This window comes from Galenea microaerophila, from assembly GCF_054657255.1.
The window spans coordinates 253478-279822 of record NZ_BAAHWZ010000001.1 but is presented as its reverse complement, the minus strand read 5'-3'; the positions used below and the strand labels follow the sequence as shown (position 1 = coordinate 279822).

The window sequence follows — 26345 nt, the reverse complement described above, 5'->3', positions numbered from 1 at the left end:
GAATACCCCACACACTTTTGGATCAGCATGAGTCAACTCATTCGTTTTAACAAACCTTATAACGTCCTCTGTCAGTTTACAGATGAACAGGGTCGAGAAACCCTCAAAGACTATATTGATGTCCCCAATGTCTATCCCGCCGGGCGACTGGATCGAGACAGTGAAGGCTTATTGCTTCTAACCGATGATGGCAAACTTCAGCATCGGATCAGCGACCCCAAACACAAATGGCCGAAAACCTATCTGGTGCAAGTGGAGGGCGAAATCAGTTCAAATGCCATTCAGCAATTGCAAAAAGGCGTGCCCCTTAAAGATGGGATGACACAACCGACGAAATGTCGAAAAATCAACGAACCCTGCTGGCTCTGGCCACGTAACCCGCCCATTCGCGAGCGCAAAAGCATTCCCACCTCCTGGATTCAAGTCACTCTAACCGAAGGCCGCAATCGCCAAGTGCGTCGCATGACCGCTGCGGTTGGTTTCCCGACCCTGCGCTTGATTCGCGTTCAAATTGGCGAATACAAATTGGGCAATCTGCAGCCAGGCGAATGGGAAAGCCTTTCGCTTTGACTTTTGCTAAAATACCCAGTCCTGACAATTAAATTGAGCGTTCATCTATGGATTTTCCCCTTCCCCCTCATTTGACCAAAGCCCCTGAAGAGACCAAAGTGATTGTCGGCCTCTCTGGCGGCGTTGACTCTTCTGTTACCGCTTGGGTTCTCAAGCAACAAGGGTTCCAAGTGGAAGGGTTATTTATGAAAAACTGGGAAGGGGACGATACTGAGGACTACTGCCCCGCAGCGGAAGACTTAAAAGATGTGCTCGCCGTCTGTGAACAGTTAGAGATTCCTCTACATGTGGAAAACTTTTCTCAACAATACTGGGAACATGTATTTGCCTATTTTTTGCAAGAATACCAAGCCGGCCGCACCCCCAATCCCGATATTCTCTGCAATAAGGAAGTGAAATTTAAAGCCTTTCTCAATCATGCTTTGGATTTAGGCGCCGATTTTATCGCCACCGGTCACTATGCCCAAATTGGTTTAGATGCAAGTGGAAAATGCACCTTGTTAAAAGGTGTGGACAACAATAAGGATCAAACCTATTTTCTTTACACCCTACAACAACACCAACTGTGCAAATCCCTGTTTCCTATCGGCCATTTAGAAAAACCCAAAGTGCGAGAAATTGCGGAAAAACTCGGGTTAGTGGTGGCGAAGAAAAAAGACAGCACCGGCATCTGCTTTATCGGCGAACGCAAGTTCAAAGAGTTTCTACAACGCTACCTGCCTGCTCAACCCGGCGAAATTGTGGATGAAACCGGTCAAGTGATTGGACGCCATGATGGACTCATGTATCACACCCTCGGGCAACGCAAAGGATTAGGCATAGGCGGAGGTCAAGGTCGCAGCAATGCGCCTTGGTATGCTGCGGATAAAGATTTAACAAACAATCGCTTAATTGCGGTGCAAGGCTCTGATCATCCATTATTAAATCACCGCTATTTAATCGCTCGCACTTTAGACTGGGTGAGTGGAGAAATGCCACCCCTTCAGACTCCGCTGAAAGCAAAAACACGCTATCGACAACCTGAACAACCTTGTCAAATCATCGCCGCCACCCCCGAACAGATCATCGTCGCCTTTGACCAGCCACAAACTGCCATCACGCCTGGACAATCTGTGGTATTTTATGATGGACAAAAGTGCTTAGGAGGCGGTATTATTCAACAACGCTTTCATACTGAAAAAGAAGCTTTAGCAGCAAGCATGGAGACTGAATGAGTCATTACACAGACCGAGATCGAACCATTGCCCTCAGTGGCCTCTATCAAGCGGCTGAGCTGGTGCATCTGTTGGCAACAACGGGGCAAGCGCCGGAGCCTTATTTTTCTGTCAGTATAGAGTCTCTATTCATTGAAAATCCTGACAACACCTTAGCGGTTTTTGGTGGTCGGTTGGAAAATATCCAGTTGGGCGTGCAAACCCTCCTGTCGCAAATGCAATCGCCAGAAGCCTTAAAACCTCGTCGCCTTGAAGTGACCACCTATGTGCTGCATCTGATTATTTTAGAAAGAAAGCTGGCCAAAACAGAAGGCGCATTCGATCAGATCAGCCGGATGATTCACAATGCAAAACAGCAACGCCTGCACTTTGGTGAAGATCACCCCAATGCGATTGCCACGCTGGCGCGAGCATACACGGAAAATGTCAGCACCCTTTCGCCTCGGATTATGGTTAAAGGTCAACACGGACATCTCCAAAACACCCAAGTTGCCAATAAAATACGCGCTTGCTTATTAGCCGGTATCCGTGCAGCAGTGCTATGGCGACAAGTCGGGGGGACTCGACTAGGCTTAATTTTTGGGCGTAAGAAATACTTAGCTGCAGCGCAAGCCCTTTATTTACCCGAATTGGATAAAAAGCGAGATTTTTTCAATCCAGATCATTAACCAACGAGGAGCCCCAAAATGATTACTGTCGAAACCCAACCTGCTGAAAGCAAACTGATTGAAATGGAAGTTTTTGATTGGCCCATCTGGGAAAAAGAGGCATCCACCTTTCCTTGGACTTATGATATACAAGAAATTTGTTACATCTTAGAGGGAGAAGTGACGGTCACCCCTGAAAATGGCGAACCGGTGACATTTAAAGCTGGAGACTTAGTCACCTTTGAACAAGGCCTTAACTGTACTTGGGAAATTCATCAAGCCGTACGCAAACATTATCAATTCTTTTAAACATCATAAAAAAGGCCGCTAAAAAGCGGCCTTTTGATTCAATAAAGGCATCACTTTATTTGAGCGTTAAGTAATTCTGTTTGCGCTCAATTTCCGCTTGCCTCAATAAAGCCGCCAAACGGCCGGTCAATTCAGCATTGCCATAAACATCTGCTAAAGCTTTCTGCAATTGCTGTTTTTGTTCCGCAGATGGGGCTTTACCCACACGCACAGCCATCACCTCAAGCACGACAGCATCCCCATTTGGCAATTCTATCACTTGCCAACTCGGCTGATCTTTTGTTGGCTTTTTCGCCTTAAAAATGGCTTGAAGTAGCTCTGGAGAAACCTGACGACTGCCACGATTCACCCAACCTAGATCTTTCCAAATAATCCCTTCACCCGCTAATTTTTCAGGTGCCGTGCCGGCCATCACTTGTTTTAACAGCGCTTCTGCCTTCGCTTTTGCTGCGGCCTGCGCTTTTTGTGAAACCAACTGCTTTTGAATACGCGTTTTGACTTCATCAAAAGTCAGCTGTTTTTCAGGGATGACTTGGTTGATGCGAATCACAATTGACTCATTAGGCGATAACTCAATCACTGAACTGTTTTCATGCGACTTCAACACCTCATCCGAAAAAGCAGCCTGAATCACTTTGGGGTTGGAAGTGATCGAATCTTTTCCGCCTTGACGACTAAAGGGTTCTGAAGTCTGCACCTTCATACCGATGGCCTCTGCAGCCGGTTCCAAGCTGTCGGGTTGCTCATAAGCGATGGAAGTCAATTTATCCACAAGCGCATAGTATTGTTTATCCGCTTGCTGCTTTAGCCACTCAGCTTTCACTTGCTCTTTGACGGCTTCATAAGGCAACACTTTTTTAGGCTGAATTTTTGTCAGTTTAATAATGTGATATCCAAACTGGGTTTCAATCGGACCACGCACCTCGCCTTCTTTCATAGAAAAGACCGCATCATCGAAAGGTTTGACCATCACCCCCTGATTAAAGAAGCCTAGATCGCCGCCTGCTTGAGCGGAACCCGGATCTTGAGAATATTTTTTCGCCAGCTCCGCAAAATCTCCACCCGCTTTCAATTTGGCTAACACTTCTTCAATTTGCTTTTTCGCTTCTGCTTTAGCTTCAGGGGTATCGGCTTTAAAGCGAATCAAAATATGGCTCGCGCGACGCTTTTCAGGCTCAATAAAGTTGTCTTTATTCTCTTCGTAATAGGCTTTTAACTCAGCTTCAGTCGGCTGCAGTTTTTTTGCCAATGCCTGCTTAGAAAGTAAGACATAATCAATTTTGATCTTTTCCGGTTCAACAAAATCGGCTTGGTGCGCTTGATAATATTTTTGCAATTCCGCCTCTGAGACTTTGACCTTCGGCATAAACACATATTTGGGTACGCCTAAATAGGCCACTTTTCTTTCTTGGCTTTCTAAGGCGACAATTTGCGCCACTTCTGAAGGGGTTGCAAAGGTAGAAGCTAAGGAGAGCTGCTTAAACTGTTGCTCAATTAAATTTTGACGTTGCTCAGTTTCAAACTGCGCCACAGAAAGCCCATTTCTTAGCAAGATATCTTCGTACAATTTTTGATCAAACTTGCCATCCTGATGAAAAACGGGCGCGGCATGAATCATGGCTGCTAATTGTTGATCACTGATCACAAGGTGATGCGCTTTGGCATATTGTTTAATCGCTTCGGATTGAATTAAGGCTTCAAGTACCTGTTTACGCAGCTCTTCATCTTTGACCACTTGATCATACATTTCACCAAATTGCTGCTGCAAACGCATTTTTTGGCGCTGATAAAGCGTTAAAAATTGTTTGGCCGTGATCTTTTCGCCATTGACCGTCGCCACCACAACCGTTTTCTGACCCTGAGCATACTGCTCAATGCCAAACAGCGCGAAAGTCAAAATAATCAGCCCCACAATAATCCAGGCAATCCACCCTTGAGCATGATCTCTAATTGTTTGTAACATCGCTTTCCCTTAATTTCTAAAAATGTTTCTAAAAATGCAAGCAATTTTAACATAGCCCAACGCTAATCGCTTAAGGCTTTTCCATTAGATAATCTTCATAATCCAATCCGGGTTGATCGACGACGACGGGAATCGCGGTGATGCCATGGCCACTTTTTCTCGTACTCTCTGGGTCGCCGGTCACCAAAGGGTGCCAATCAGGCAGCGGCTGCCCTCGATAAATTAAACGATAACTACAACTGTCAGGCAGCCAATCAAATTCAGCCACCCGCTCTCGAGTTAAAGGGACACAGGTGGGGACATTTTTAGATCGATTGGCATAATCTGAACACTGTCCAGTGGCTAAATCAGAATAAGGGCAAACCACTCGTGTATAGACAATCTCTCCGCTTTCCTCATCTTGCAATTTATTCAAACAACACAGACCGCACCCATCGCACAGCGACTCCCACTCTTCTTGCGTCATCTCATCAAGTGTTTTAGTTTCCCAAAAGGGCGCATTTTCATTCTCTTTTGTCATGCATCTTTTCTCTGATTAATTGTTGAATAGGCGCTGATTGAAATAGCACGCCTTCTTGGGGATTAGCGTACAGAGAGATCATTTCCCCCGCCCACTCAAATTTTAAACCAAAAGCGTGCAAATAGCCTCTATCCTGTTTGCTGGCACTCACCTTATCCGCATAACGCTCATCCCCTAAAATGGGGGCGCCGATACTTTTTAACGCCACTCTGATTTGATGCGTTTTCCCAGTTTTAGGATAGAGATAAAACAGACGCAATGAGGCAAAGCCTGGCACTTTTTCATTGGCCAAGCCTTGAGATTCAAAGTAGGTGATGGCAGGATGATGTTGCGTGCGGGTTAACTTCCAACTGCCGCGTCGCGCGGGCACCATATCCCCTTTAATCCATCCCTGTTTCTTTTTCGGCTTCTGCGCACTGAGCGCTAGATATACCTTTTCTATCTGTTTTTGCGCAAAAAGACGCTGAAATTTTTGTGCTGCCACGCGGTTTTTTGCCAAAATCACCAGTCCTGAAGTCATTTTATCCAACCGATGCACCGGATAAAGCTCAGTGCCCTCGTCCATCAGCTCTTTTAACTGCTGCTGACATTGCACCACAAAACCCATTTCCCCATTTTCCGAGTGAAAGTTCAACCCTGCCGGTTTTTCTATCACATAAAAATCAGGATGATTCAATTTAATCTTAAAGCGCTGCCTATTCATTAGAGACCTTTGCATGAGTGGGATGCGAGCTAAAAATGAGAAAAAATTTTCCATATCTAGGCGGGAAATGCAGGCAATAGCCAACTATTGCCAAGTTTTCCAACAACGATAGGGGAAATTTTAGCCATTTTTAGCCGTAGAATCATCTCGTGTAAAGGTCTCTCTAATCTTTCCATTCACCTGCAACTGCACCTGCACCACCTCAGCTAAATTTTGATACGCTTGACCTTTTAGATTAAGCGTTTTGTTAAACATTAAAGGGGTATTCCCCTCAACATTGGCCTCCAACCCTTTAACCGTTTTCACACTTATGTTACCGGCTAAGGTTCGCCATTGTATGCGCCAATCCAATCTCAGTTTTAATGCACGGTGACCATTATTGCGTATCTCGCCTTGGAAACCAAACTGCCAAACCCCCTCGGTTTGCGTGACCTGCCACTGCCAATTTTGAACAGTAAACGCCTGCGCAGGCGGATAGTCCAAAATTTGATAAGCTTGCCACTCACCTGCTTTCAGCGCATTACGCAAAGCCTGCTTGACTATCCACTGGGTAGCAGGACTGGGGTTTTTGGCCCATTTTTGCAAAATTTGATACGTCCAGTTTCGATTAAACTTAAGCTGATCATTCAGATGATTGGCGACACTTTTACGCACATAAGGGTGCGAATCTTCCCACAACGGTTGCAGCATTTCCAAACTTTTGTCAGGATGCGCAATGGTCAGTGGCAAATGAGACGCCCAAGGCAAGCGAGGCCGTGTACTTTCACTGGCTAAACGGCGATGGTGCGGATTAGAAGATTGCGTGAGCTGCTGTAAAAATGACCATAGCCTCTCCTGCTCTCCATACTCTGCAATAAATTGACGCATCGCAAACTCAGCCGTGTAAAGCGCTGTTAATTGCTGCAATCCTTTCAGACTCTCCTCTAACGATTGCGGACGCTTCAACCCCCACACCACAATCATCTGCGGGAAAATCAACTGAACCATATCGGGCAAGCCCTCTGCCACCTCAGGCAAACGCGCAATCACCTCTCTATAAGTTTTACGACCTTCCAGATCAAACCGCTGCGCCAAAGCATGGGCAAAAGTGTTAGCCAGGGCATGCACCCGCTGCATCAAGGAAAAGGTTTCTAAATCGATAGGAATGGGATGCGATAAAGAGAGGTCATAGACCTGCTGAAAACGCTGTTGAATCTTCTGTATTGCGGATTCTGAAATTTGGGATTTTAAGGCATTTGTCATTTTGGCATGCTTTTTGAAATATATCCAATGAAATGAGAAAAACCGTCAGTTTTTTGACAGATTAATTTTCACACAAGGAGCTTTGTTATGGCAAAGAAAAACAAATCTAAAATGGCCTTAAAACCGGAGCCTCAATCGCCCATTTCAGAAAAAATGGAGACCTGTTTAGGCTTCTTAGATCAGCAACTTGAACAGAATAAAAACCACACCATTAACATTGCTGAAACCATTATTGAAGATATTAAATTTCTTACCGATGACTATTATGAAGCGAAACAAAATAATGATTTGGCCAGTCATATCGAGAAAGTGCGGAAAATCCAATTTAAATGGATCAGCGAACTGCAATCCGCCATCTTTCAACAGTCCGATCAACTCCTGAGCCGAGAAGTGATGAAGTCCCTGCAGAAGTTTGCACACCAGCTCAATCGCTTGCAGAATCCAACGATTGATTTAGAGCTGCCTATGGAACTTTCTGAGCAAATGCCTTCAAAAGTCAATGCTCAAATGGCAAATATCTCCAGCGCGCAAACAACCTCTGCTCGCATCACACATTAGTCAAACTGATTGAATCCGTTTACGGTCTTTCCCCCCCACGGATTCAATCAAATTTCACCTACCAATTAATATAGGCGAAGCCTTTCTCTTGCAGCACCATCAGCGCTGATGCGCCAACCTGAGCATACTCAGCAAAAGGCTTAATATCGTCATGACCCCATCTTACGGTTTTCATCGTATTTCCGCAAACAATCATGCGTACCCCATAATCTTTTGCAAAACTCTCAACTCGTGCCGCAAGCTCAGCATTGACTTTTCGAATGGGCTTTTTCGCAAGCAAATTCACCCCAGAGCCAATAAAAACAATCGCAATCTCTACATTCCCGCCATACATCTGAATCATCGCTTGCACCGAATTCAAAATATGCGTTTGATACTCTGTATCCGCTTTATTCAGCATATACACCACATGATGCGCGGGTGGATCTCCAGGAAAGTAATCCTCTTGAGTTTGCAACTCAGGCATTGGCTTTAGATCTGCATAGCTGACAGAAATAAAGCTGAGATAAATCAAGCTGCCGACTAAAAAGGCTCCTATGTTTTGACTGAACCGCTTCATACTCCCTCCTAACCTACTATAGGTGTATAGAAAAGCTAAAAAATTGTTTATATTTCAATTTTAATTTTACACCTTCTTAAAACAAAAAATCCGCTCTTTCGCGGATTGAGCAATCACTCATAAGCATCAGCAGTCAAATGCAGTGAGTCACTATCACGCCATCTTGTATCGTAAAAAATTTGCAATACCCCATTTATCAAGCAGATAGCCCGCTCGCTTAACCTCAAGCAGTTGAAGTTCTTTTAGGATGGGTTGCTTTCTTTTTGCCTATTTTGACGCACCTGTTAGATACCGTGATTATCTATCAAAAATGTCGGGAAATATTTGAGCAGAAAATAAAAAAGCCCGCATTTAGAATATCTAAATGCGGGCTTTAAAAATATGGTGGCTACACCTGGATTTGAACCAGGGACCCCATCATTATGAGTGATGTGCTCTGACCAACTGAGCTATGTAGCCAAAAGATGGGCGTATTATAAGGTTTTTCGTTTTGCTGTCAATATCTCAGTAAATAATTTTTAGAGACTTATGCATGAGTGGGATGCGAACTAAAACCATCTCGTGCAAAGGCCTCTTTATACATTAAAACGGAAGTGCATAATGTCACCATCTTGCACAATATACTCTTTCCCTTCTAAGCGCATTTTTCCGGCCTCTTTAGCGCCCGCTTCGCCTTTATATTGAATAAAATCTTCATAGGCGATCACTTCAGCTCGGATAAAACCTTTCTCGAAATCTGTATGAATCACGCCAGCGGCTTGAGGGGCTGTTGCACCTTTTTTGACCGTCCAAGCTCGGACTTCTTTCACCCCTGCGGTAAAGTAGGTTTGTAGTCCAAGAAGATCATAGCCGGCACGAATCACACGATTGAGTCCGGGTTCTTCTTGACCCATCTCTTCTAAAAATGCCGCTTTATCCTCTTCATCTAATTCAGCAATTTCAGCCTCAATTTCCGCACAAACCGGCACCACGACTGCACCCTGCTCTTCAGCCACCTTGCGAACCGCCTCTAAGTAGGGGTTGTTTTCAAAGCCATCGTCATTCACATTGGCAATATACATCATAGGCTTAATGGTCAGTAGATGCAGGTCTTGCAAACCTTTTAACGCTTCTTCATCTAAATCAATAAGACGGACTAACTTGCCCTGTTCCACCTCTTTTAACACTTTGGTGTAAAGATCGAGTTTGGCTTGAGCTTCTTTATTACCGCTCTTAGCGACGCGCTGAACTTTCTGCACCGCCTTTTCCAGAGACTCCATATCTGCCAAAACCAATTCGGTGTTAATCACCTCAATATCTGACAGTGGATCCACTTGGCCGGCAACATGCACAATATCGTCATTTTCAAAGCAGCGCACCACCTGAACAATGGCATCGGTTTCCCGGATATTGGCTAGGAATTTATTCCCCAGACCTTCCCCTTTGGAGGCGCCTTCAACCAACCCTGCAATATCGACAAACTCCATCGTAGTCGGCAGTATGCGCTCGGGATTCACAAACTCTGCAATTTTCTCTTGCCGTGGATCTGGCACTGGCACCACACCGACATTCGGTTCAATCGTACAAAATGGGTAATTGGCCGACTCAATCCCCGCATTGGTGAGCGCATTAAATAAGGTTGATTTTCCAACATTGGGTAACCCCACAATGCCACATTTAAATCCCATTTTGTTTTCTCCAATTATGATTTCTGATGCAAGGTTTGCATGACCGCTTCAAATTCCCCTTTAACCAGTTGCGGCACATAGCGAGAAGCCTCATAAATGGCATCTTCTATTTGCTGCATCTCTATTTTTGAAGGGGAACTCAAAACATAATCGACCACTTTATTTCGGTCACCTGGATGATCAATTCCGATGCGCAAACGATAAAAATCTTTTGAACCGAGGGCGGCAATGGTATCCCGAAGACCATTATGCCCGCCATGGCCACCCCCTTTTTTCAAACGAATGGTGCCCACCGGTAAATCTAATTCATCATGAGCCACCAGAATTTGTTCCACAGAAATTTTGTAGAATTTGGCCATCGCTTGGATCGATTGACCACTCCGATTCATAAAAGTGGTCGGCTTGAGCAACCAAAAATCTAACCCATTTTGCTGGATTCTTGCCGTTTGCCCAAGAAATTTGGTCTCTGGACGAAATTGCACACCATATTGCCGAGCAACTTCCTCCACAAACCAAAAACCAGCATTATGTCGAGTCCGTTCATATTGTGCGCCGGGATTTCCTAATCCGACAATCAAACGAATGGCTGACATAAGCTGGCTTCTGTTTTTACTCAACGAAAAAGGAATTAATCCTTCACGCGGACCTTACCAATCTTCACAACGGCTTGGTCATAGTCTGAACTACCGTGGCGAAGTGCCATAAATTCCACGCCTTCTGGCAATGGAATTTCAGAAAGACGCAAATTCTCACCTGCATCCAACTTAGAAATATCGACAATAATTTTAGTCGGTAATTCACTGGCTTTCGCACGCACTTCCGCTGAAGCTTGAAGAATGGTCAGCAAGCCCCCTTTCTTCACACCTGGTGCTTGACGCGTTCCTGTAAATTCAAACGGAACACGCTTGATAATATAAGAGTCATTGCTAACACGCTGAAGATCTAAATGCGTGACATACTCTTTCGCAGGATTACGTTGTAGGTCTTTAATAACAACGGTCTCTTTATCCCCTTCCACATCCACTTCAATCCATGAGTTATAGGCGTCTTCATTTTGTAATGCACGCTCAACTAGGTTACTTGAAAGGGTAATGCTGCGGGCTGGCTTGTCTAGGCCATAGATGATTGCAGGAATTTTGCCTTGGTGACGAAGGCGGCGGCTCGCACCTTTCCCTTCTTCAGTACGGGCTTCTGCAGTCCAAGTTAACTGAGTCATAATTTTCTCCATTAGGATATTAAAATTACCCCATATTCGCGACCAAATACGGGAAAAAGAGCATTATACTGATTTTTTAAATGGATGCCAGTAAAAAAGCCCTCAATTGAGGGCTTTTAAAAGAGAAAGACTTAAGGTCTCATCATCAATTCAGTCACAGATTCTTCTTGATGCACGCGCCGTATGGTTTCGGCAAGCATGGGGGCAATGCTGACCCGTCGAATCTTTTCACATTTAGACACTTCTGGGGAAGGGGGAATGGTGTCGGTAACGACCAGTTCTGTTAACTTTGAATTTTTAATATTCTCTACAGCCGGCCCAGAAAGCACTGCATGCACAACATAGGCGGTCACACTGTTCGCACCCCGCGCCATTAAGGCTTCTGCCGCTTTGCACAGTGTTCCAGCTGTATCGACCATATCATCAACAATAATACAGTCTCGCCCTTCAATATCACCGATAATGTTCATCACTTCGGCCACATTGGCTTTTGGGCGGCGCTTATCAATAATGGCCATCTCCGCATCAATCGCTTTCGCCACCGCGCGCGCGCGCACCACACCGCCCATATCGGGAGATACAACCGTCATGAGGTCATTATTAATTTTGCCCGACTTGAGCATATCTTCTACCAGCACAGGTGAGCCATAGATATTATCAACTGGAATATCGAAAAAGCCTTGAATCTGATCCGCATGTAAATCAACGGTAATCACGCGATCGGCACCGGCAACGGTAATCATATCGGCAACCAATCGAGCTGTAATCGGTACCCGTGCTGAATGAGGTCGGCGATCTTGACGGGCAAAGCCATAATAAGGCATAACTGCAGTAATGCGCTTCGCTGATGCTCTTTTCATCGCATCAATCATGGTTAACATTTCCATCAGGTTCACTGCCGGTTCTGGCGCACACGTCGGCTGAAGGACATACACATCCTTTCCGCGAACAGATTCATTGATCTGCACCATGATTTCGCCATCACTAAAGCGACCGACGTCTGCTTGACCTAAGGGAATATTAATGGCTTCTGAAATACTTTCAGCAAGAGAAACATTTGCATTTCCAGCAAACAAACGAACATTTTGATAAGCCATCTAAGGCAGCTCCTGAATAAGGAAATGTTTTTTGGAATTCGGTAGGAAAATGGCTGGGCTAGCAGGATTCGAACCTGCGCATGACGGGATCAAAACCCGTTGCCTTACCGCTTGGCGATAGCCCAGTAGATGCTGTCGTTAAGACAGGTGCGTATTATCCATATTTCAAAAAACAATTCAACAAAAGTTTTAAAAAAATTTCATCTAAAGACCTTGGCATGTAGGGTGCGCGCATTAAAAATAAGCTCTAAACGCCCTAATCCTAGACGACTTAGGCGAACTTTTGCCATTTTTAGCACGAACTCATCTCATGCAGAGATCGTTAACAGTCAAACGCGGCTAATCCTGACCTTGTTGCAACTGTTCTATCAATTTTTGTAGTTTACCATTTTTTGGGAACTGAGCGTGATGCTTCTGCCACAGTTCTATCGCCTCTTGATGTTTACCCGCATACCATTTGGTTTCAATCAAATGTATCAACACTTCGTCATCCATTTGTTGGCTCAACGCCTTTTCCAACCAATATTCTGCCTTTGGGTAGTCACCTTTCATAAAGTACCACCACCCCACACTGTCCATAATATAGTAACGATTGGGCGCAATTTGCATTGCTCGCTGCAACAGTTTGCCTGCCTCTTCGAGATTTTTCCCCTGCTCTACATAGTAAAAGCCAAGTGCATTTAACGCATCTGGGTTATCTGGCGACTGAGCTAAAATCTGTTTCAGCACTTTTTCGTAATCTGCATATTGTTTCGTTTCATAAAGCAAAGCCGCTAAGGCAAATTGCCACTCTATTTCTGGAGACAATGCGATGGCTTTCCGATAGGCGTTAATAGCGCGCTTTTTATCCCCTACCTCAGCATACAATGCCGCCTTAGCCACCCACACTTTTGCCAAGCTTTTTTTATCTTTTTTCACACTTTCTTTGAGTCGTAATTGATCCAACTTTTGCTGAGCAGCCGCATAGGCCTTTTTATTGGGGGTTTGCGCAACTTGCAATAAAACCAATTGAATTTGTGCATCTAATTGAAAGGGAGATTGATCTACTTGTTTGAAATACTGCGCTGCTTGGGTCCACTGTTTACGCACTTGGGCAATGCGGCCTAAGTAGTAATCAGCAACCGCTCGGAGTTGTGATTGTTTTTTCAAATGATGAAAGTGCTGTTCAGCACGCTTTAAATCCCCCATTTGAAATGCGAGCACTCCCAATCCAAACAAAGCCATTGGATGATCGGGGTCTTGTTTTAAAATACGTTTAAAAGTGTGTTGCGCCTGTTCAAAACGATTCATTTGAACTTGCAATCTTGCGACTTCTTGCAACAGGGTAAAATCTTCAGTTGGTTGGGAAATATAATCTGCCAATAAGCCATCTAATACTTGAGTGCCATATTGAGGGGCCTTCAAAGCCAACTCCAGTAAAACTTGCGCCGTTTTTCGCTGCGCCAAGTTTTTCTCTTCTCCTGACGGCAGTTTCTGGGCAAGTCGCCAGGCTTGGTTTAATACCTGCCAAGCGGTTTTGTATTCGCCTTGATTGACGGCAAACCAACCTAATGCCAACTGCGCGGCCCACTGATCAGGATAGTGCGCAGCCAACCGCTTGATAAATTTATAACCCGCTTTCGGAGGAGTGGATTGTGCAATTCTTTGAGCAGAATCTAACACTTTTTGATACCAAGGCCCCTCAGTTAAAGCTTGCCACTTTTGCCATTGATGCAAGGCTTGCGTCATCTTCTCTTGACGAATCGACATGAGATAAGCGGCTTTCCAAGGCATTGGGTCTTTTGGATCAAATGAGAGCCATAGCTGAGTGGCTGCTTCGATTTTGGGTACTTGGTAGGTATACATAGAGAGTTGAAAAACATATTTCGCCAATTCTGGGTCTTTCAACTTTTTAGCCAGCGGATAAAGCACATCAAAAGCCGCCGCGGGTTGGCCTTTTTGTACCAGCATCTCACCCACTAAAATTTGATACACCGTTTGCGCATCTAACGCCGATGGACTTTCTTTCTCAGCTTCCACCAAATCTGTATTTGATGCCTCCAAAAAAGCGGGCATTTGCGTGCAACCACTTAATGTGATTCCCAATCCAATCGTGGCTGAAATGCCTAACCCTTTTATCCAACGATTAAAAGAACGACCCTTCTGACTTTTCATTGATTCCAAAATCTCTTCTTGCATTTAGCGGTATAATTTAGCAAAATTAGCCATCTTATTTGAACTTTTTCACCTTTTAAAGCCTTCTTAATCTCTGAAATCGATAATTTATATGAAATTAATAGCCCTTGGCGTTAACCATGAAACGGCCCCTGTTGAAATTCGTGAACAAGTTTCCTTTGCGGCCGATGGCAAGCTCAAGGCAGCGTTTGAAGCTTTACAGGATGAAAAACTGGTTTCAGAATGTGTGATTCTTTCCACCTGTAATCGGACAGAACTTTACTGCACGCTAAAAAATAACGATGAAAACCATTTAATCGAGTGGCTACAAAACTTTTTTAATATTAAGGATTTAAAGCCTTACCTCTACCTCCACCGTGATCTTGCCGCCGTGCAACATTTGATGCGAGTGGCTAGCGGCCTGAACTCATTAATTTTAGGCGAACCCCAAATTTTGGGACAACTGAAAGATGCCTACAGTGCAGCACATCAAGCCAACAGTATTCACCATACTTTGGAAAACCTGTTTCAACATGTCTTTCGCACTGCCAAACAGGTACGCACCGACACAGAGATCGGCAACTGTCCGATCTCGGTTGCTTTTGCTTCCGTTGCCTTAGCCAAACAGTTTTTTGGCAATATGCAAAACCAAACCGCCCTTTTAATTGGGGCGGGTGAAACCATTGAATTAGTGGCTCGCCACCTGAAAGAAGCGCAAGTCGAACGCCTTATTATTGCCAATCGCACCCTCTCAAAAGCCCATACACTGGCTGAAGAAGTGGAGGGCTATGCAATTGAACTGGATGAAATCCCCAATCATCTGCATGAAGCCGATTTAGTCGTCGCCTCCACAGCAAGCCCTAAACCCATTTTAAGAGTGGAAACGGTGAAAGCGGCAATGAAAAAGCGCAAAGGTCGCTCTGTTTTTATGATTGACATAGCCGTGCCTCGTGATATTGAAGCCGAAGCGAGTCAAGTGGACAATGTCTATCTCTACACAGTAGATGATCTTGAAAGTATCATTGAAGAGAATAAACGCGCGCGCGCCGATGCAGCACTGGCCGCAGAAGAGATCATTCAACAACAAGCCAATCAATTTGTCATGCAATTCCGTGCCATGAATGAGGTCAACCCCATTATTCGGGATTTTAGACAACAAGCGATGGCAATTAAAGACCACTCTTTACAACAAGCCCTCAAATCCCTTTCTGCTGGCGAACCGGCTGAACAGGTGTTACAAAAGCTGGCCAATCAACTGACCAATCGACTCCTGCATACGCCGACACAGCACCTCAATCAAGCTGGCCTTAAAGGCGATACACAACTGATTGAATGCAGCAAACAGATCCTACTCTCAGATAAAGAATCTTAGCTACTCTCATCTGTCCGCTAAACCACAAATTTGAGCCGATACTTAACCCTAATCGCCATTGTGCAAAGCTATTGACACAGTGATAAAATACCGTCTTATTTACAAAAAAGAGCCTTATGAAACAATCTATTCGTCAAAAATTACAACATTTAGTTGAACGCCTAGATGAGGTCAATGCCCTCCTCTCTGATCCAGAAGTGATGAGCGATCAAAATCGTTTTCGCGCCCTTTCTCAGGAACATGCCCAGCTAACCCCTGTGGTCGAGACCTTTACTCAATATGAGGCCACTGAAGCTGATCTAAATGAAGCGAAAGAGATGATCGACTCAGGCGATCCAGATTTAAAAGAGATGGGACAGGAAGAGCTCCCCATTCTCACCAAAAAATTAGAAGCGCTCAATCTTGAATTGCAAAAAATGTTGCTGCCCAAAGACCCCAATGATGACGCCAATATTTTCTTAGAAATACGTGCCGGAACGGGGGGCGATGAAGCCGCCATTTTTGCCGGAGACCTCTTCCGCATGTACAGCCGTTATGCGGAAAAAATGGGCTGGCAAGTAGAAGTGCTGAACGCACAAGAAGGAGAACATGGCGGCTATAAAGAGATTGTGGCTCGAATTATCGGTCAAGGCGCCTATTCTCGCCTCAAATTTGAATCTGGGGCACACCGCGTGCAACGTGTCCCTGCGACCGAAACCCAAGGACGCGTACACACTTCAGCAGCAACCGTTGCCATTCTGCCTGAAGCGCAAGAACTTGAAGAAGTGCAACTCAATCCTGCCGATCTGCGCATTGATACCTTCCGGGCGTCAGGTGCGGGTGGACAGCATGTCAACAAAACCGATTCAGCGATTCGCATCACCCATATTCCCACTGGAACTGTGGTCGAATGCCAAGACGAACGCTCACAACATAAAAACAAAGCACGCGCCATGTCACTATTGGCTGCACGCATCAATGACGCTCAACAACAGGCGCAACAAGCGGAAATTGCAGAAGAGCGTAAAAGCTTAGTCGGTTCAGGAGATCGTTCTGAACGCATCCGCACCTATAACTACCCTCAAGGACGGGTGACCGATCACCGAATCAATTTGACCCTCTATAAGCTGGAGGAAATTATGAATGGCGGTTTAGAGCAGGTGATTGATCCTTTGATCAACGAACATCAAGCCGAACAGCTCGCTTCCTTGAGCAATGAAGAGTCCTAGCCAAACCCTGACACTGACCGAAGCCTTAAAGTATGGAGAGCAGCACCTGGTTCAGGCTGGGCTTCAGGACTCCCCGCGACTGGACAGTGAGTTGCTGCTCAGTCAAGTGCTACAACAGCCTCGCAGTTACCTCTATACTTGGCCGGAAACGACATTAACCGCTTTTCAACAACAACAGTTTGCAGAGTTGCTTCAGCAGCGTGCACAGGGCTACCCCATTGCTTATCTATTGGGGGAAAAAGAGTTTTGGGGGCTGCCGCTTAAAGTGACAACGGACACCTTAATCCCACGTCCAGAGACAGAGCTTTTGGTGGAAACCGCGGTTGCTTTAATCTTAAAAGTGACCACTCATTCCAACCCTTTAAAACCATTAAACTTGCTCGATTTAGGCACCGGCAGTGGCGCCATTGCTTTGGCCTTAAGTCATGAACTCAAATCTCAGTCGATTGCGGCACAAATAATCGCAACCGATTTTTCACCCACTGCTTTGGAAATTGCGCAGCTCAATGCCAAACGCTTACAACTTACGGTCACCTTTCTGCATGGCAGTTGGTTTGCGCCCTTATCTGCGATTGAAAATTCAAAATTTGACCTAATTTGCAGTAACCCGCCCTATATTGACCCCGAAAATGAACATTTAAGGCAAGGAGATGTGCGCTTCGAGCCAAAAACCGCCTTAATGGCTGAACAACATGGGCTCGCTGACTTAGCGCACATTATCCAACAAGCCCCGCATTACCTGACCACGCAAAATGGGTTGGGCTGGCTGCTGGTAGAACATGGCTACGATCAACAAGAAGCCGTGCAAACGCTCTTTCAACAGGCGGGCTTTCAACAGATTCAAACCCTTAAAGACTTTGCCCATCACCCACGAATCACACTAGGAAAAATCGATGAACCTGCAAACTGAACTCACCGATGAAGAACTCAGCCGTTATAGCCGCCAAATTTTACTTCCCGAGGTGGATTATGCTGGACAATGCCATCTAAAAGGCAGCCATGCAATCATTTTTGGTTTAGGCGGACTGGGTTCTCCAGCCAGCCTCTACTTAGCCGCAGCTGGGGTCGGAAAATTGACTTTGGTGGATTTTGATACCGTTGACGACTCCAATCTACAGAGACAGGTGGTCCATAGAGAAAAAAGCATTGGACAGACGAAAGTTGAATCCGCCAAACAGACGCTTCAAGAGATCAACCATCATATTGAGATTGAAACTCTAACCTCTGTACCCGAAGAGGCACAGACCTTGCAGGCTCTGATTCAAACGGCTGATGTGGTTTTAGATTGCACCGATAACTTTAGCAGCCGTTTTGCACTCAATGCGGCTTGCTTTGCCACTCGCACCCCCTTAGTTTCCGGTGCTGCGATTCGTTGGGAAGGTCAATTAAGCACCTATGACTTCCGTCAAGGTCAAGGGCCTTGCTACCAGTGTTTATACAAAGCGGGCAGTGAAACCGAAATGACCTGCTCTCGAAATGGTATTCTGGCTCCAGTCGTAGGCATGATCGGCAGTATGCAAGCCATTGAAGCGATTAAGGTGCTCTTAAACTTGCCGACACTGCATGGAAAATTAATGTTAGTGGATGCCCTCACCATGATGATTCGCACGCTGAATCTTAAAGCGGATCCAAAGTGTCCCATCTGCGGACAGTAATTATTCACGTTTATCGGGCGGTATCAATTTTTGAATTTCCGATGGCATATTAGACATGGGTTGCTGGGCATGAGGTTTTTCTAAAACAATTTCTACCCGGCGGTTTAAAGAGCGCCCATAAGCGGTACTGTTTGGTGCAATTGGATCATTATCCGCTCGGCCTAATATGGTCAATAACGCCTTATCCACCCCCATATAAATAAAGGTCCTGGCAACTGATGCTGCACGCGCAGCTGAAAGTTCCCAGTTGGAAGGGAACTGTAAATTATGGATAGGGACACTATCTGTATAGCCGGTAATATAAATTTTCTGATTTCGTCCAGCTAAACTTTCACCCAATTTTTCCAACTGCTCTAAAATATTATCGTTTATTGTTGCGCGTCCACTTTCAAAGAAACTATCCGAGCGCAAAGTTATTTTGGTGTAATCTTCAGTCTCCTCAATTTTGATCGCTTTAGGATCGATTTTTTTCATTATTTGTTTAATCTCTTCCGGTGAAATCGGTGGTTTTGTCTCAATTGGCTTGATAGTGCCCTCTTGATTTGAGGCGCTTTTATCCATAACCACATTATTCCCAGCTGAATTTTTTGCAACCGTTTGACCAGAAAGCGCATCCACAAACTGCTGGCGTTTGGAAGGATCAATAATTGAGGTAAGCCACATCACTAGGAAGAAAACCATTAAGGTCGTCATCAAGTCAGCAAAAGCAATCTCCCATGCACTGCTCTCTGCTTGCTCTTCGCGTTTTCTACCTATTTTACCGGGCATACAGATTTCTACTCATCATGCGGACGAAATTCTGGCGGAATCCGCTGTTTACCGACTTCAAGCGCTAAAGTGGGCGCCACGCCTTCAGAAAACAATTCTAAAAAACCTGCCACCATTTCCAACATTGCCTGCTCTTGGCGAATAATAATTTCTACCCCATGGGTAAAAGGTGCGATCACCCCAAACGCGACAAAAATACCGGTAAGCGTACCCACTAAGGCTGCCCCAATCGATTCCCCTATTTGACCGACATCCATCTCACCGCCGAGCAGCCGCATCGTTAAAATCACCCCCATTACGGCCGCAATAATCCCAAAACCCGGCATTAAATTACTCACTTTCCCAGTTGCCTTAGGCACTTCCATCTTGGCGGAAATAATCGCTTCAATTTGGCTCTCTAGATGCTCGCCCATATCGATGTTTTTAGGCGGGTTTAACAGTATAAAAGAAAGGTTATCGACAATAAAACTCAATACCATCTCATTTTTTAATAGCGCCGGATACTTCGAAAAAATCGGGCTCGACTCTGGGGAGTCCAAATGTTCTTCCAGAGATAAAACGCCCGAGACACGTGCTTCTTTACCCAGTTCTCCAAGCGCTTGTATGGTCTCATCATAGAGCCTTCGATTAATCATGCCTCCGCTAAAGTAGCGGCCAATATAGCGTAACGTTTGCTTCCAAACAGCTAATGGCGTTGAACCTAAAAAAACGCCAATCCCCATCCCAATAATAATCACCAGTTCTGCTGGATGCCACAAAGCAGCCAAATTGCCACCTTCCATAAGGAAGCCGCCAATTAAACTGCCGAAAATAATAAACACTGCAAGGATTTTTGAAATCATGAACCTTTTACTCTTAGCCTATGTCTCTAATAAAATCACTAAGCAAATTGAATACCAGATTACTCTGAAATGCTTATTTTTTGTATTTTCTTTAAAGTTCTAGGCAGAACCATACCTCGTTTAGCCCTTTGTCCAAACGCCTCTTCTAAGGCCACGCCTCCATAGACTTTTTGATTTTTTTCTCCCATCAAAATCAATTTTTGTCCTTGTTTAAACACCATCATACCGGTTAACTGTGCTTCTTTTGACATCTGCATCAATTTATTGCCTTTGCCTTTGGCCAAGTGTGGTAATTGCTCAAGCGGGAAAACCAATAGTCGAGGCTCATTATTGGTGACAGCCACCCATAGCGCATCTGCTTCATCAGAACGTGGTAGCTTCACCGCTTTTAATAATTTCGCCCCTTCTGGCAAGGTGATCACCGCTTTGCCCGATTTACTTTTTGAGAACAAGTTTTCTAACTTTGTTACAAAACCATAACCGGCAGTGCTGGCCAGCAATACTTGATCATCAGGATTCCCCAAAATGACCTGCTCAAAATGTGCGCCCTGTGGCGGATTGAGTTTTCCTGTTAAAGGCTCGCCATGACCGCGTGCTGAAGGTAAGCTGTGTGCTGGCAGACTGTAGGCGCGCCCTGTACTGTCTAAAAAGACCGCCATTTGCCGACTTTGACCTTCTGCCTGATCTTTAAAGGCATCTCCAGCCTTATAGTTCAAGGCCTCTCCTTCAACATCATGGCCTTTGGCTGCTCGCACCCAACCATTTTCTGACAAAATCACCGTAATGGGTTCAGCCGGCAACAGATCTTGCTCTCGCATCGGTCGCGCTGCAGCTGCCTCACATATCACTGAACGACGCTCATCTCCATAGGTTTCTGCATCGGCCAATAGCTCTTTTTTCACCAGCGTTTTCATTCGCCGCTCGCTACTTAAGGTCAATTCCAATTTTTTTCGCTCTGCAGCCAAATCCGCCTGTTCAGTGCGGATTTTCATCTCTTCCAGTTTTGCTAAATGGCGCAATTTCAACTCTAAAATCGCTTCAGCTTGTGTTTCAGTTAAGTTAAAGCGGGACATTAAAATCGGCTTAGGCTGATCCTCTTCTCGAATAATGGCAATCACCTCATCAATATTGAGAAAAGCGATCAATAACCCCTCCAGAATATGCAGTCGAGCTAAGACCTTCTCCAATCGATATTGCAAACGACGCCGCACGGTTTCAATGCGGAAACTCAACCATTCACTTAACAGCGATTTCAAATTTTTAACCTGAGGGCGTCCATCTAGGCCAATCACATTCAAATTGACACGATAGCTGTTTTCCAAACTAGTAGTGGCAAACAGATGCAACATCGCAGCTTCAACATCGACCCGCTTAGAGCGCAATTCAATCACCAAACGCACTGGGTTTTCATGATCGGACTCATCCCGTAAATCCACCACCATTGGCAATTTCTTAGCGCGCATTTGAGCAGCGATCTGCTCTAACACTTTGGCACCCGAAACTTGATAAGGCAAGGCATCAATCACCACATTCACCCCATCTTCCAGATGATAAGTTGCACGCTGGCGAACAGACCCTTGTCCGGTTTCGTAAAGTTTACGCAGTTCAGCTTTAGGGGTAATAATTTGCGCTTCATTGGGATAGTCGGGTGCAGGAATATAGGAACAGAGCGCTTCGACCGTTAAATTTGGGGATTCCAGCAGTGCCACACAGCCATTGACCACCTCTTTAAGATTATGCGGTGGAATATCGGTGGCCATCCCCACTGCAATCCCGCTGGTGCCATTGAGCAGCACATGGGGCACACGAGCGGGTAAAACCATAGGCTCTTGCAAAGAGCCATCAAAATTCGAAGTCCAATCGACAGTGCCTTGCCCCACCTCTTCAAGCAGCAGCTGACTGAATTTTGATAATTTCGCTTCGGTATAACGCATGGCGGCAAAGGATTTAGGATCATCAATCGACCCCCAGTTGCCTTGACCATCAATCAGTGGATAGCGAAAAGAAAAGGGTTGTGCCATCAAAACCATCGCTTCATAGCAAGCTGAGTCACCATGTGGATGAAATTTACCCAACACATCCCCCACCGTACGCGCCGATTTTTTATATTTCGCCGAAGCTTTTAGCCCCAACTCACTCATTGCATAAATAATGCGGCGCTGTACCGGTTTAAGCCCATCGCCAATATGTGGCAAGGCGCGATCTAAAATGACATACATCGCATAATCGAGATAGGCTTTCTCGGTAAATTGCGCGACCGATTGCTGTTCTATGCCTTCGTAATTAATCACACCTTGACCCATCCTATTTCTCTCCTTATTGATCTAACTTTCCTGTGGCACAAGAGATAAAAGATTTGGCTTTGGCGCCTAAAGCCGACAACCCTTCTGTACGCCCGATTTCCGGATACCCCATTTTAGCTAAAGCGTCTTTCACGGCCTCTATCACAGACTCATCTGTCAATTCGACAATGACCGCACCGCGCTCTATCTCGACTTCAACCGCAGACACACCTGCAATTTCTCGCAGTTTTTTCTGAATGCTGTTGGCACAGCCACCACATTTGATATTTTCGACAACAATAATTATTTGCGACATCCCAATTCTCCTTCTAGTACTGCACTGTTGTTAAATAACCATTTTACCTACTTTTTTCTCTGCAAAAATTGTAAAATCATAATCCCATTTTCATATTAAGTGTTTTTTATGCAACCCAATCGTCGACAAGCAAAACGCATTATCTTACGGCGCCCAGCACATTTAAAGCTGGGAGAACATGAAATGCCAATTGAATTAACCGATCTTTCAGAAGAGGGGTGCGCATTTATTGCCTCCATTTGCCCAACGGATCAAACAGAAGGCGTAATAGAAGTCACATTTCCCTTAGAAGATGAGCAATTTACCTTGCGATTGCCTTTTCAGGTAGTGCACTGTTTTAAAACCCAAAATCAATATCTGACGGGGGTAAAATTTAAACCCCTGCCAACCAGTTACCAATATGCTTTGCATCGAATCATCGAACACTACGGTAATGAATCTTAAAATGTGTTGAAACCATGGTTAAGACTCATCGAATTGCCACACTTTACGGTCGCAATGGTCATGCACATGCCCAAATGACCGAACTTTCCACAAAATATGCAGTCGTGATTTCCCAAAGAGGCGCGAAGGTCGGCACTTGCTTAGAAATTGAATTTGAAATCCCCGCTTTTGGGGAATTTAAAACCCTTCGCCTCCAGGCAAAAGTAACGGAAAGCCTGATTGTGAATGAGGGCTATCGTCTAACACTAGAATTTGAAAACATCGATTCTGAAAGCTTACTCGCCATTAAGGATTTTATCGCTTATAAAAAGCGACTACACGAAACGAGTCTTCATCATACTCAATCTGCCTCTTTTTTAGACGTTCTCTAAACCACAACTTCGGCCAAATCCCCCTTCTCTTCTAACCATGCTTTACGGTCAGGGGCACGTTTTTTAGACAGCAGTTTATCCATCACTTCTTGCGCCTCACTGCGGTCTAGCGTCAACTGTACCAAACGGCGAGTGGCTGGCATCATCGTCGTCTCTCTCAGTTGCGCTGGATTCATTTCGCCTAAACCTTTAAAGCGCGTCACCTGTACCTTTCCAGGTAATTTTTCAGCCGCAATCTGTTCTAATACCCCTTCGCGTTCTGCCTCATCCAAAGCATAGAACACTTTTTTGCCCACATCAATTCGATACAAAGGCGGCATTGAGACATAAACATGGCCATCTTCTACCAGTTTAGGAAAGTGCTTGACGAACAGAGCGCAAATTAAGGTGGCAATATGCGCGCCATCCGAATCCGCATCCGCCAGAATACAAATTTTGCCATAGCGCAAGCCACTTAAATCTTCTGAACCGGGATCTACACCAATGGCCACACTGATATCATGAATCTCTTGTGAGGCCAATACTTGGGATTCATCCACCTCCCAACTATTTAAAATTTTACCGCGCAACGGCATAATCGCTTGAAAGGTCTTATCTCGAGCCTGTTTAGCCGACCCTCCCGCAGAATCCCCTTCGACCAAAAACAGTTCTGTCAAAGCCAGATCCGTCTCCGTGCAATCTGCCAACTTGCCCGGTAAAGCGGGGCCAGAAGTGATTCTTTTTCGCACCACTTTTTTGGCTTTTCTTTGACGCGCTTGGGCATTGTTGATCACCAATTCCGCAATTTTATCTGCAATATCAGTATGTTGATTCAACCATAGACTGAGCGCATCTTTCACCACCCCTGAGATAAAGGGGACGCACTCTCGAGAGGAAAGCCGTTCTTTCGTTTGTCCAGCAAACTGTGGATCGCGCAATTTTGCAGAAAGCACAAAAGCAACATTTTGCCAAACATCTTCCGGCGAAATTTTGACGCCGCGCGGGATTAAATTCCGGAATTCACAATACTCACGAACCGCATCGGTGGCGCCCTGTCTTAACCCATTCACATGGGTGCCGCCTTGTGGCGTCGGAATCAAGTTGACATAACTTTCTAATAACGCATCACTGGGCTCTTCTAACCAAGCGATCGCCCATTCTACCGCTTCACGCTCACCTTTCGCCTCACCGACAAACCCCTCAATTGGCCAACGTTCTCGACCTTCCAGAGCTTGATTTAAATAATCTCGTAAGCCATTTTCATAAAACCACTCGGTGGTTTCCGCTGGCGCTTCATTTTGAAAGACGATGCGTAAACCGGGACTCAAAACAGCTTTTGCGCGTAAAAGATGCTTTAACTTTCCAAGTGCAAATTTGGGGCTGTCAAAAAATTGTGGATCGGGCCAAAAACGCACATAAGTACCAGTATTCTTTTTCCCTACCTTGCCGATCTCTTCTAATGGCTGAACCAATTCTCCCTTTTCAAAGGCGATAAAATATTTTTTCCCGTCGCGCTTAATTTCAATCTCAACCCGTTTAGAGAGGGCATTCACGACAGAAATCCCAACGCCGTGTAACCCTCCGGAAAAATCATAGGCTTTATTGGAAAATTTCCCCCCTGCATGCAAGCGCGTCATAATGACCTCAACGCCTGGCACCCCCTCTTCAGGGTGAATATCGACCGGCATGCCTCGTCCATTATCCTGCACCGAAAGTGAACCATCCGCATGATGAACCACAATAATTTCATTGGCAAAACCGGCTAATGCCTCATCCACACTGTTATCAATCACCTCTTGCGCTAAGTGATTGGGTCTCGTGGTATCGGTATACATACCTGGCCGCTTACGCACAGGATCTAAGCCGGTTAAAACTTCTATTTCTGCCGCTCTGTAATTTTTACTCACTTTTGGTTCCTTTCGGGATTACAATAAGAAGCATTCACGTAAAAAGACATTATGCTATGCCCAATCGAGACTATCAAGCCGAACGCAGAGAATATCAGTTTGCCGGTCTGCGTCGCAAAGATTTAAACACGGATCCCTACCAACAATTTCAGAGCTGGATGGATGAAGCTTTTAAAGCCGATATCATTGACCCCACAGCCATGACCTTAGCCACGGCCAATAAAGTAGGTTTCCCACATGCGCGGATTGTGCTCCTCAAAGCCTTTGATGCGGATGGCTTTGTGTTTTACACCCACTATCAAAGTGAAAAAGGGCAGGATTTAGAGGAAAATCCATTAGCCAGCTTACTGTTTTTCTGGCCACAAATGGATCGCCAAATTCGGATTGAAGGGTGGGTAGAAAAGATTTCCCCCGAACAATCAGACCGCTATTTTCACAGCCGCCCAAGAGGCAGTCAGCTCAGCGCCTATATCTCCCATCAAGGCGAAGTGGTTGAGAGCCGTGCCGAATTAGAACAACGATTGCAGGCGGCAACTAAACAGTTTGAGGACAAAACTATCCCCCGTCCTTCACATTGGGGAGGCTATCGCCTGCACGCCACTTGGTTTGAATTCTGGCAAGGACGTCCCAATCGCCTCCATGACCGTTTTTGTTACACGCCCATTCTAAAAGCGTCTGAAAAGGTCGCGCAAAAATCCGAAATTTGTCAAAATCCCCAGTCCTGCTATGGCCTAAAACCAGAAAAATGGCAAATTCAACGTTTAAGCCCATAGAACCATGCC

Annotated in this window: 27 protein-coding genes and 2 tRNA genes; 12 read left to right on the top strand and 17 right to left on the bottom strand. The window is 45.3% G+C overall.

Going from position 1 to position 26345, the window contains the following annotated elements:
- Positions 1-27 precede the first annotated feature (27 nt).
- Genes ACYQ05_RS01370 through ACYQ05_RS01355 form a run of 4 tightly spaced genes read left to right on the top strand, consistent with a single transcriptional unit; the run spans position 28 to position 2740 of the window.
- Positions 28-570, top strand: coding sequence for an rRNA large subunit pseudouridine synthase E (locus ACYQ05_RS01370; RefSeq protein WP_459817661.1), 543 nt, complete (start codon positions 28-30; stop codon positions 568-570).
- Between the two features lie 47 nt (positions 571-617).
- Positions 618-1784: a tRNA 2-thiouridine(34) synthase MnmA gene (gene mnmA, locus ACYQ05_RS01365; RefSeq protein WP_459817660.1), complete on the top strand. Its 1167-nt coding sequence runs from the start codon at positions 618-620 to the stop codon at positions 1782-1784.
- Positions 1781-2452 (top strand): high frequency lysogenization protein HflD, encoded by a 672-nt coding sequence (gene hflD / locus ACYQ05_RS01360; RefSeq protein ID WP_459817659.1) that lies wholly within the window; start codon positions 1781-1783, stop codon positions 2450-2452. The genes mnmA and hflD overlap by 4 nt, the downstream gene beginning before the upstream one ends.
- Positions 2453-2470: 18 nt before the next feature.
- Positions 2471-2740: a cupin domain-containing protein gene (locus tag ACYQ05_RS01355; protein WP_459817658.1), complete on the top strand. Its 270-nt coding sequence runs from the start codon at positions 2471-2473 to the stop codon at positions 2738-2740.
- Positions 2741-2795: 55 nt separating this feature from the next.
- On the opposite strand, the gene ACYQ05_RS01350 is transcribed toward ACYQ05_RS01355, so the two are convergent.
- The 4 genes from ACYQ05_RS01350 to ACYQ05_RS01335 all read right to left on the bottom strand — a co-directional run bounded on the left by ACYQ05_RS01350 (position 2796) and on the right by ACYQ05_RS01335 (position 7168).
- Positions 2796-4703: a SurA N-terminal domain-containing protein gene (locus ACYQ05_RS01350; RefSeq protein ID WP_459817657.1), complete on the bottom strand. Its 1908-nt coding sequence runs from the start codon at positions 4701-4703 to the stop codon at positions 2796-2798.
- Between the two features lie 70 nt (positions 4704-4773).
- On the bottom strand, positions 4774-5223 hold the full coding sequence (locus ACYQ05_RS01345) for a YcgN family cysteine cluster protein (RefSeq protein ID WP_459817656.1): 450 nt from the start codon (positions 5221-5223) through the stop codon (positions 4774-4776).
- Complete coding sequence (locus ACYQ05_RS01340; protein WP_459817655.1) at positions 5207-5926, bottom strand: TIGR01621 family pseudouridine synthase; 720 nt, start codon at positions 5924-5926, stop codon at positions 5207-5209. Before ACYQ05_RS01340 ends, ACYQ05_RS01345 begins: the two co-directional genes overlap by 17 nt.
- A gap of 120 nt (positions 5927-6046) precedes the next feature.
- Entirely contained in the window at positions 6047-7168 is a 1122-nt protein-coding gene (locus ACYQ05_RS01335; protein WP_459817654.1) for a hypothetical protein, read from the bottom strand.
- Positions 7169-7255: 87 nt separating this feature from the next.
- Between ACYQ05_RS01335 and ACYQ05_RS01330 the strand changes: the two genes are divergently transcribed.
- Positions 7256-7726 (top strand): hypothetical protein, encoded by a 471-nt coding sequence (locus ACYQ05_RS01330; RefSeq protein ID WP_459817653.1) that lies wholly within the window; start codon positions 7256-7258, stop codon positions 7724-7726.
- A gap of 58 nt (positions 7727-7784) precedes the next feature.
- Here ACYQ05_RS01330 and ACYQ05_RS01325 read toward each other — a convergent pair whose 3' ends face one another.
- From ACYQ05_RS01325 to ACYQ05_RS01290, 8 genes are all read right to left on the bottom strand, one after another.
- Entirely contained in the window at positions 7785-8285 is a 501-nt protein-coding gene (locus tag ACYQ05_RS01325; RefSeq protein ID WP_459817652.1) for a DsrE family protein, read from the bottom strand.
- A gap of 382 nt (positions 8286-8667) precedes the next feature.
- A tRNA-Met gene (locus ACYQ05_RS01320) sits at positions 8668-8744 on the bottom strand.
- Between the two features lie 116 nt (positions 8745-8860).
- A complete protein-coding gene (gene ychF, locus ACYQ05_RS01315) occupies positions 8861-9952 on the bottom strand; it encodes a redox-regulated ATPase YchF (RefSeq protein WP_459817651.1) in 1092 nt (363 codons plus the stop codon).
- Between the two features lie 14 nt (positions 9953-9966).
- A complete protein-coding gene (gene pth, locus ACYQ05_RS01310) occupies positions 9967-10545 on the bottom strand; it encodes an aminoacyl-tRNA hydrolase (RefSeq protein WP_459817650.1) in 579 nt (192 codons plus the stop codon).
- Between the two features lie 35 nt (positions 10546-10580).
- Positions 10581-11168: a 50S ribosomal protein L25 gene (locus ACYQ05_RS01305; RefSeq protein WP_459817649.1), complete on the bottom strand. Its 588-nt coding sequence runs from the start codon at positions 11166-11168 to the stop codon at positions 10581-10583.
- A gap of 131 nt (positions 11169-11299) precedes the next feature.
- Positions 11300-12265: a ribose-phosphate pyrophosphokinase gene (locus ACYQ05_RS01300; protein ID WP_459817648.1), complete on the bottom strand. Its 966-nt coding sequence runs from the start codon at positions 12263-12265 to the stop codon at positions 11300-11302.
- A 50-nt stretch (positions 12266-12315) separates the two neighbouring features.
- Positions 12316-12390, bottom strand: a tRNA-Gln gene (locus tag ACYQ05_RS01295).
- A 214-nt stretch (positions 12391-12604) separates the two neighbouring features.
- Positions 12605-14419, bottom strand: coding sequence for a tetratricopeptide repeat protein (locus ACYQ05_RS01290; RefSeq protein WP_459817647.1), 1815 nt, complete (start codon positions 14417-14419; stop codon positions 12605-12607).
- A 112-nt stretch (positions 14420-14531) separates the two neighbouring features.
- Here ACYQ05_RS01290 and hemA point away from each other — a divergent pair, with 112 nt between their 5' ends.
- From hemA to ACYQ05_RS01270, 4 genes are all read left to right on the top strand, one after another.
- Positions 14532-15791, top strand: coding sequence for a glutamyl-tRNA reductase (gene hemA, locus ACYQ05_RS01285; RefSeq protein WP_459817646.1), 1260 nt, complete (start codon positions 14532-14534; stop codon positions 15789-15791).
- Positions 15792-15907: 116 nt separating this feature from the next.
- Positions 15908-16999: a peptide chain release factor 1 gene (prfA, locus tag ACYQ05_RS01280; RefSeq protein ID WP_459817645.1), complete on the top strand. Its 1092-nt coding sequence runs from the start codon at positions 15908-15910 to the stop codon at positions 16997-16999.
- Positions 16986-17909, top strand: a complete 924-nt coding sequence (gene prmC, locus ACYQ05_RS01275) for a peptide chain release factor N(5)-glutamine methyltransferase (protein WP_459817644.1) — start codon at positions 16986-16988, stop codon at positions 17907-17909. Before prfA ends, prmC begins: the two co-directional genes overlap by 14 nt.
- Positions 17893-18654: a HesA/MoeB/ThiF family protein gene (locus ACYQ05_RS01270; protein ID WP_459817643.1), complete on the top strand. Its 762-nt coding sequence runs from the start codon at positions 17893-17895 to the stop codon at positions 18652-18654. Before prmC ends, ACYQ05_RS01270 begins: the two co-directional genes overlap by 17 nt.
- Here the strand turns inward: ACYQ05_RS01270 and ACYQ05_RS01265 are convergent, their stop codons facing one another.
- From ACYQ05_RS01265 to ACYQ05_RS01250, 4 genes are read right to left on the bottom strand one after another with little or no spacing between them, the layout of a single operon-like run.
- Positions 18655-19422, bottom strand: a complete 768-nt coding sequence (locus ACYQ05_RS01265; protein WP_459817642.1) for an OmpA/MotB family protein — start codon at positions 19420-19422, stop codon at positions 18655-18657. It lies immediately after the preceding gene.
- 8 nt (positions 19423-19430) lie between these two features.
- Positions 19431-20264, bottom strand: a complete 834-nt coding sequence (locus ACYQ05_RS01260; RefSeq protein WP_459817641.1) for a motility-associated protein — start codon at positions 20262-20264, stop codon at positions 19431-19433.
- 59 nt (positions 20265-20323) lie between these two features.
- On the bottom strand, positions 20324-22567 hold the full coding sequence (parC, locus tag ACYQ05_RS01255; RefSeq protein WP_459817640.1) for a DNA topoisomerase IV subunit A: 2244 nt from the start codon (positions 22565-22567) through the stop codon (positions 20324-20326).
- 13 nt (positions 22568-22580) lie between these two features.
- Positions 22581-22862 (bottom strand): heavy-metal-associated domain-containing protein, encoded by a 282-nt coding sequence (locus ACYQ05_RS01250; protein ID WP_459817639.1) that lies wholly within the window; start codon positions 22860-22862, stop codon positions 22581-22583.
- Between the two features lie 108 nt (positions 22863-22970).
- Between ACYQ05_RS01250 and ACYQ05_RS01245 the strand changes: the two genes are divergently transcribed.
- Both ACYQ05_RS01245 and ACYQ05_RS01240 read left to right on the top strand, forming a co-directional pair.
- Positions 22971-23306, top strand: coding sequence for a PilZ domain-containing protein (locus tag ACYQ05_RS01245; protein WP_459817638.1), 336 nt, complete (start codon positions 22971-22973; stop codon positions 23304-23306).
- A 14-nt stretch (positions 23307-23320) separates the two neighbouring features.
- Positions 23321-23677 (top strand): PilZ domain-containing protein, encoded by a 357-nt coding sequence (locus ACYQ05_RS01240; RefSeq protein ID WP_459817637.1) that lies wholly within the window; start codon positions 23321-23323, stop codon positions 23675-23677.
- Here ACYQ05_RS01240 and parE read toward each other — a convergent pair.
- On the bottom strand, positions 23674-25563 hold the full coding sequence (gene parE, locus ACYQ05_RS01235) for a DNA topoisomerase IV subunit B (protein ID WP_459817636.1): 1890 nt from the start codon (positions 25561-25563) through the stop codon (positions 23674-23676). The genes ACYQ05_RS01240 and parE overlap by 4 nt on opposite strands.
- Positions 25564-25619: 56 nt before the next feature.
- On the opposite strand from parE, the gene pdxH reads away from it, so the two are divergent.
- The gene (pdxH, locus tag ACYQ05_RS01230; RefSeq protein WP_459817635.1) at positions 25620-26336 is read left to right on the top strand and encodes a pyridoxamine 5'-phosphate oxidase; all 717 of its coding nucleotides are present in this window, start codon (positions 25620-25622) and stop codon (positions 26334-26336) included.
- Positions 26337-26345: the final 9 nt, after the last annotated feature.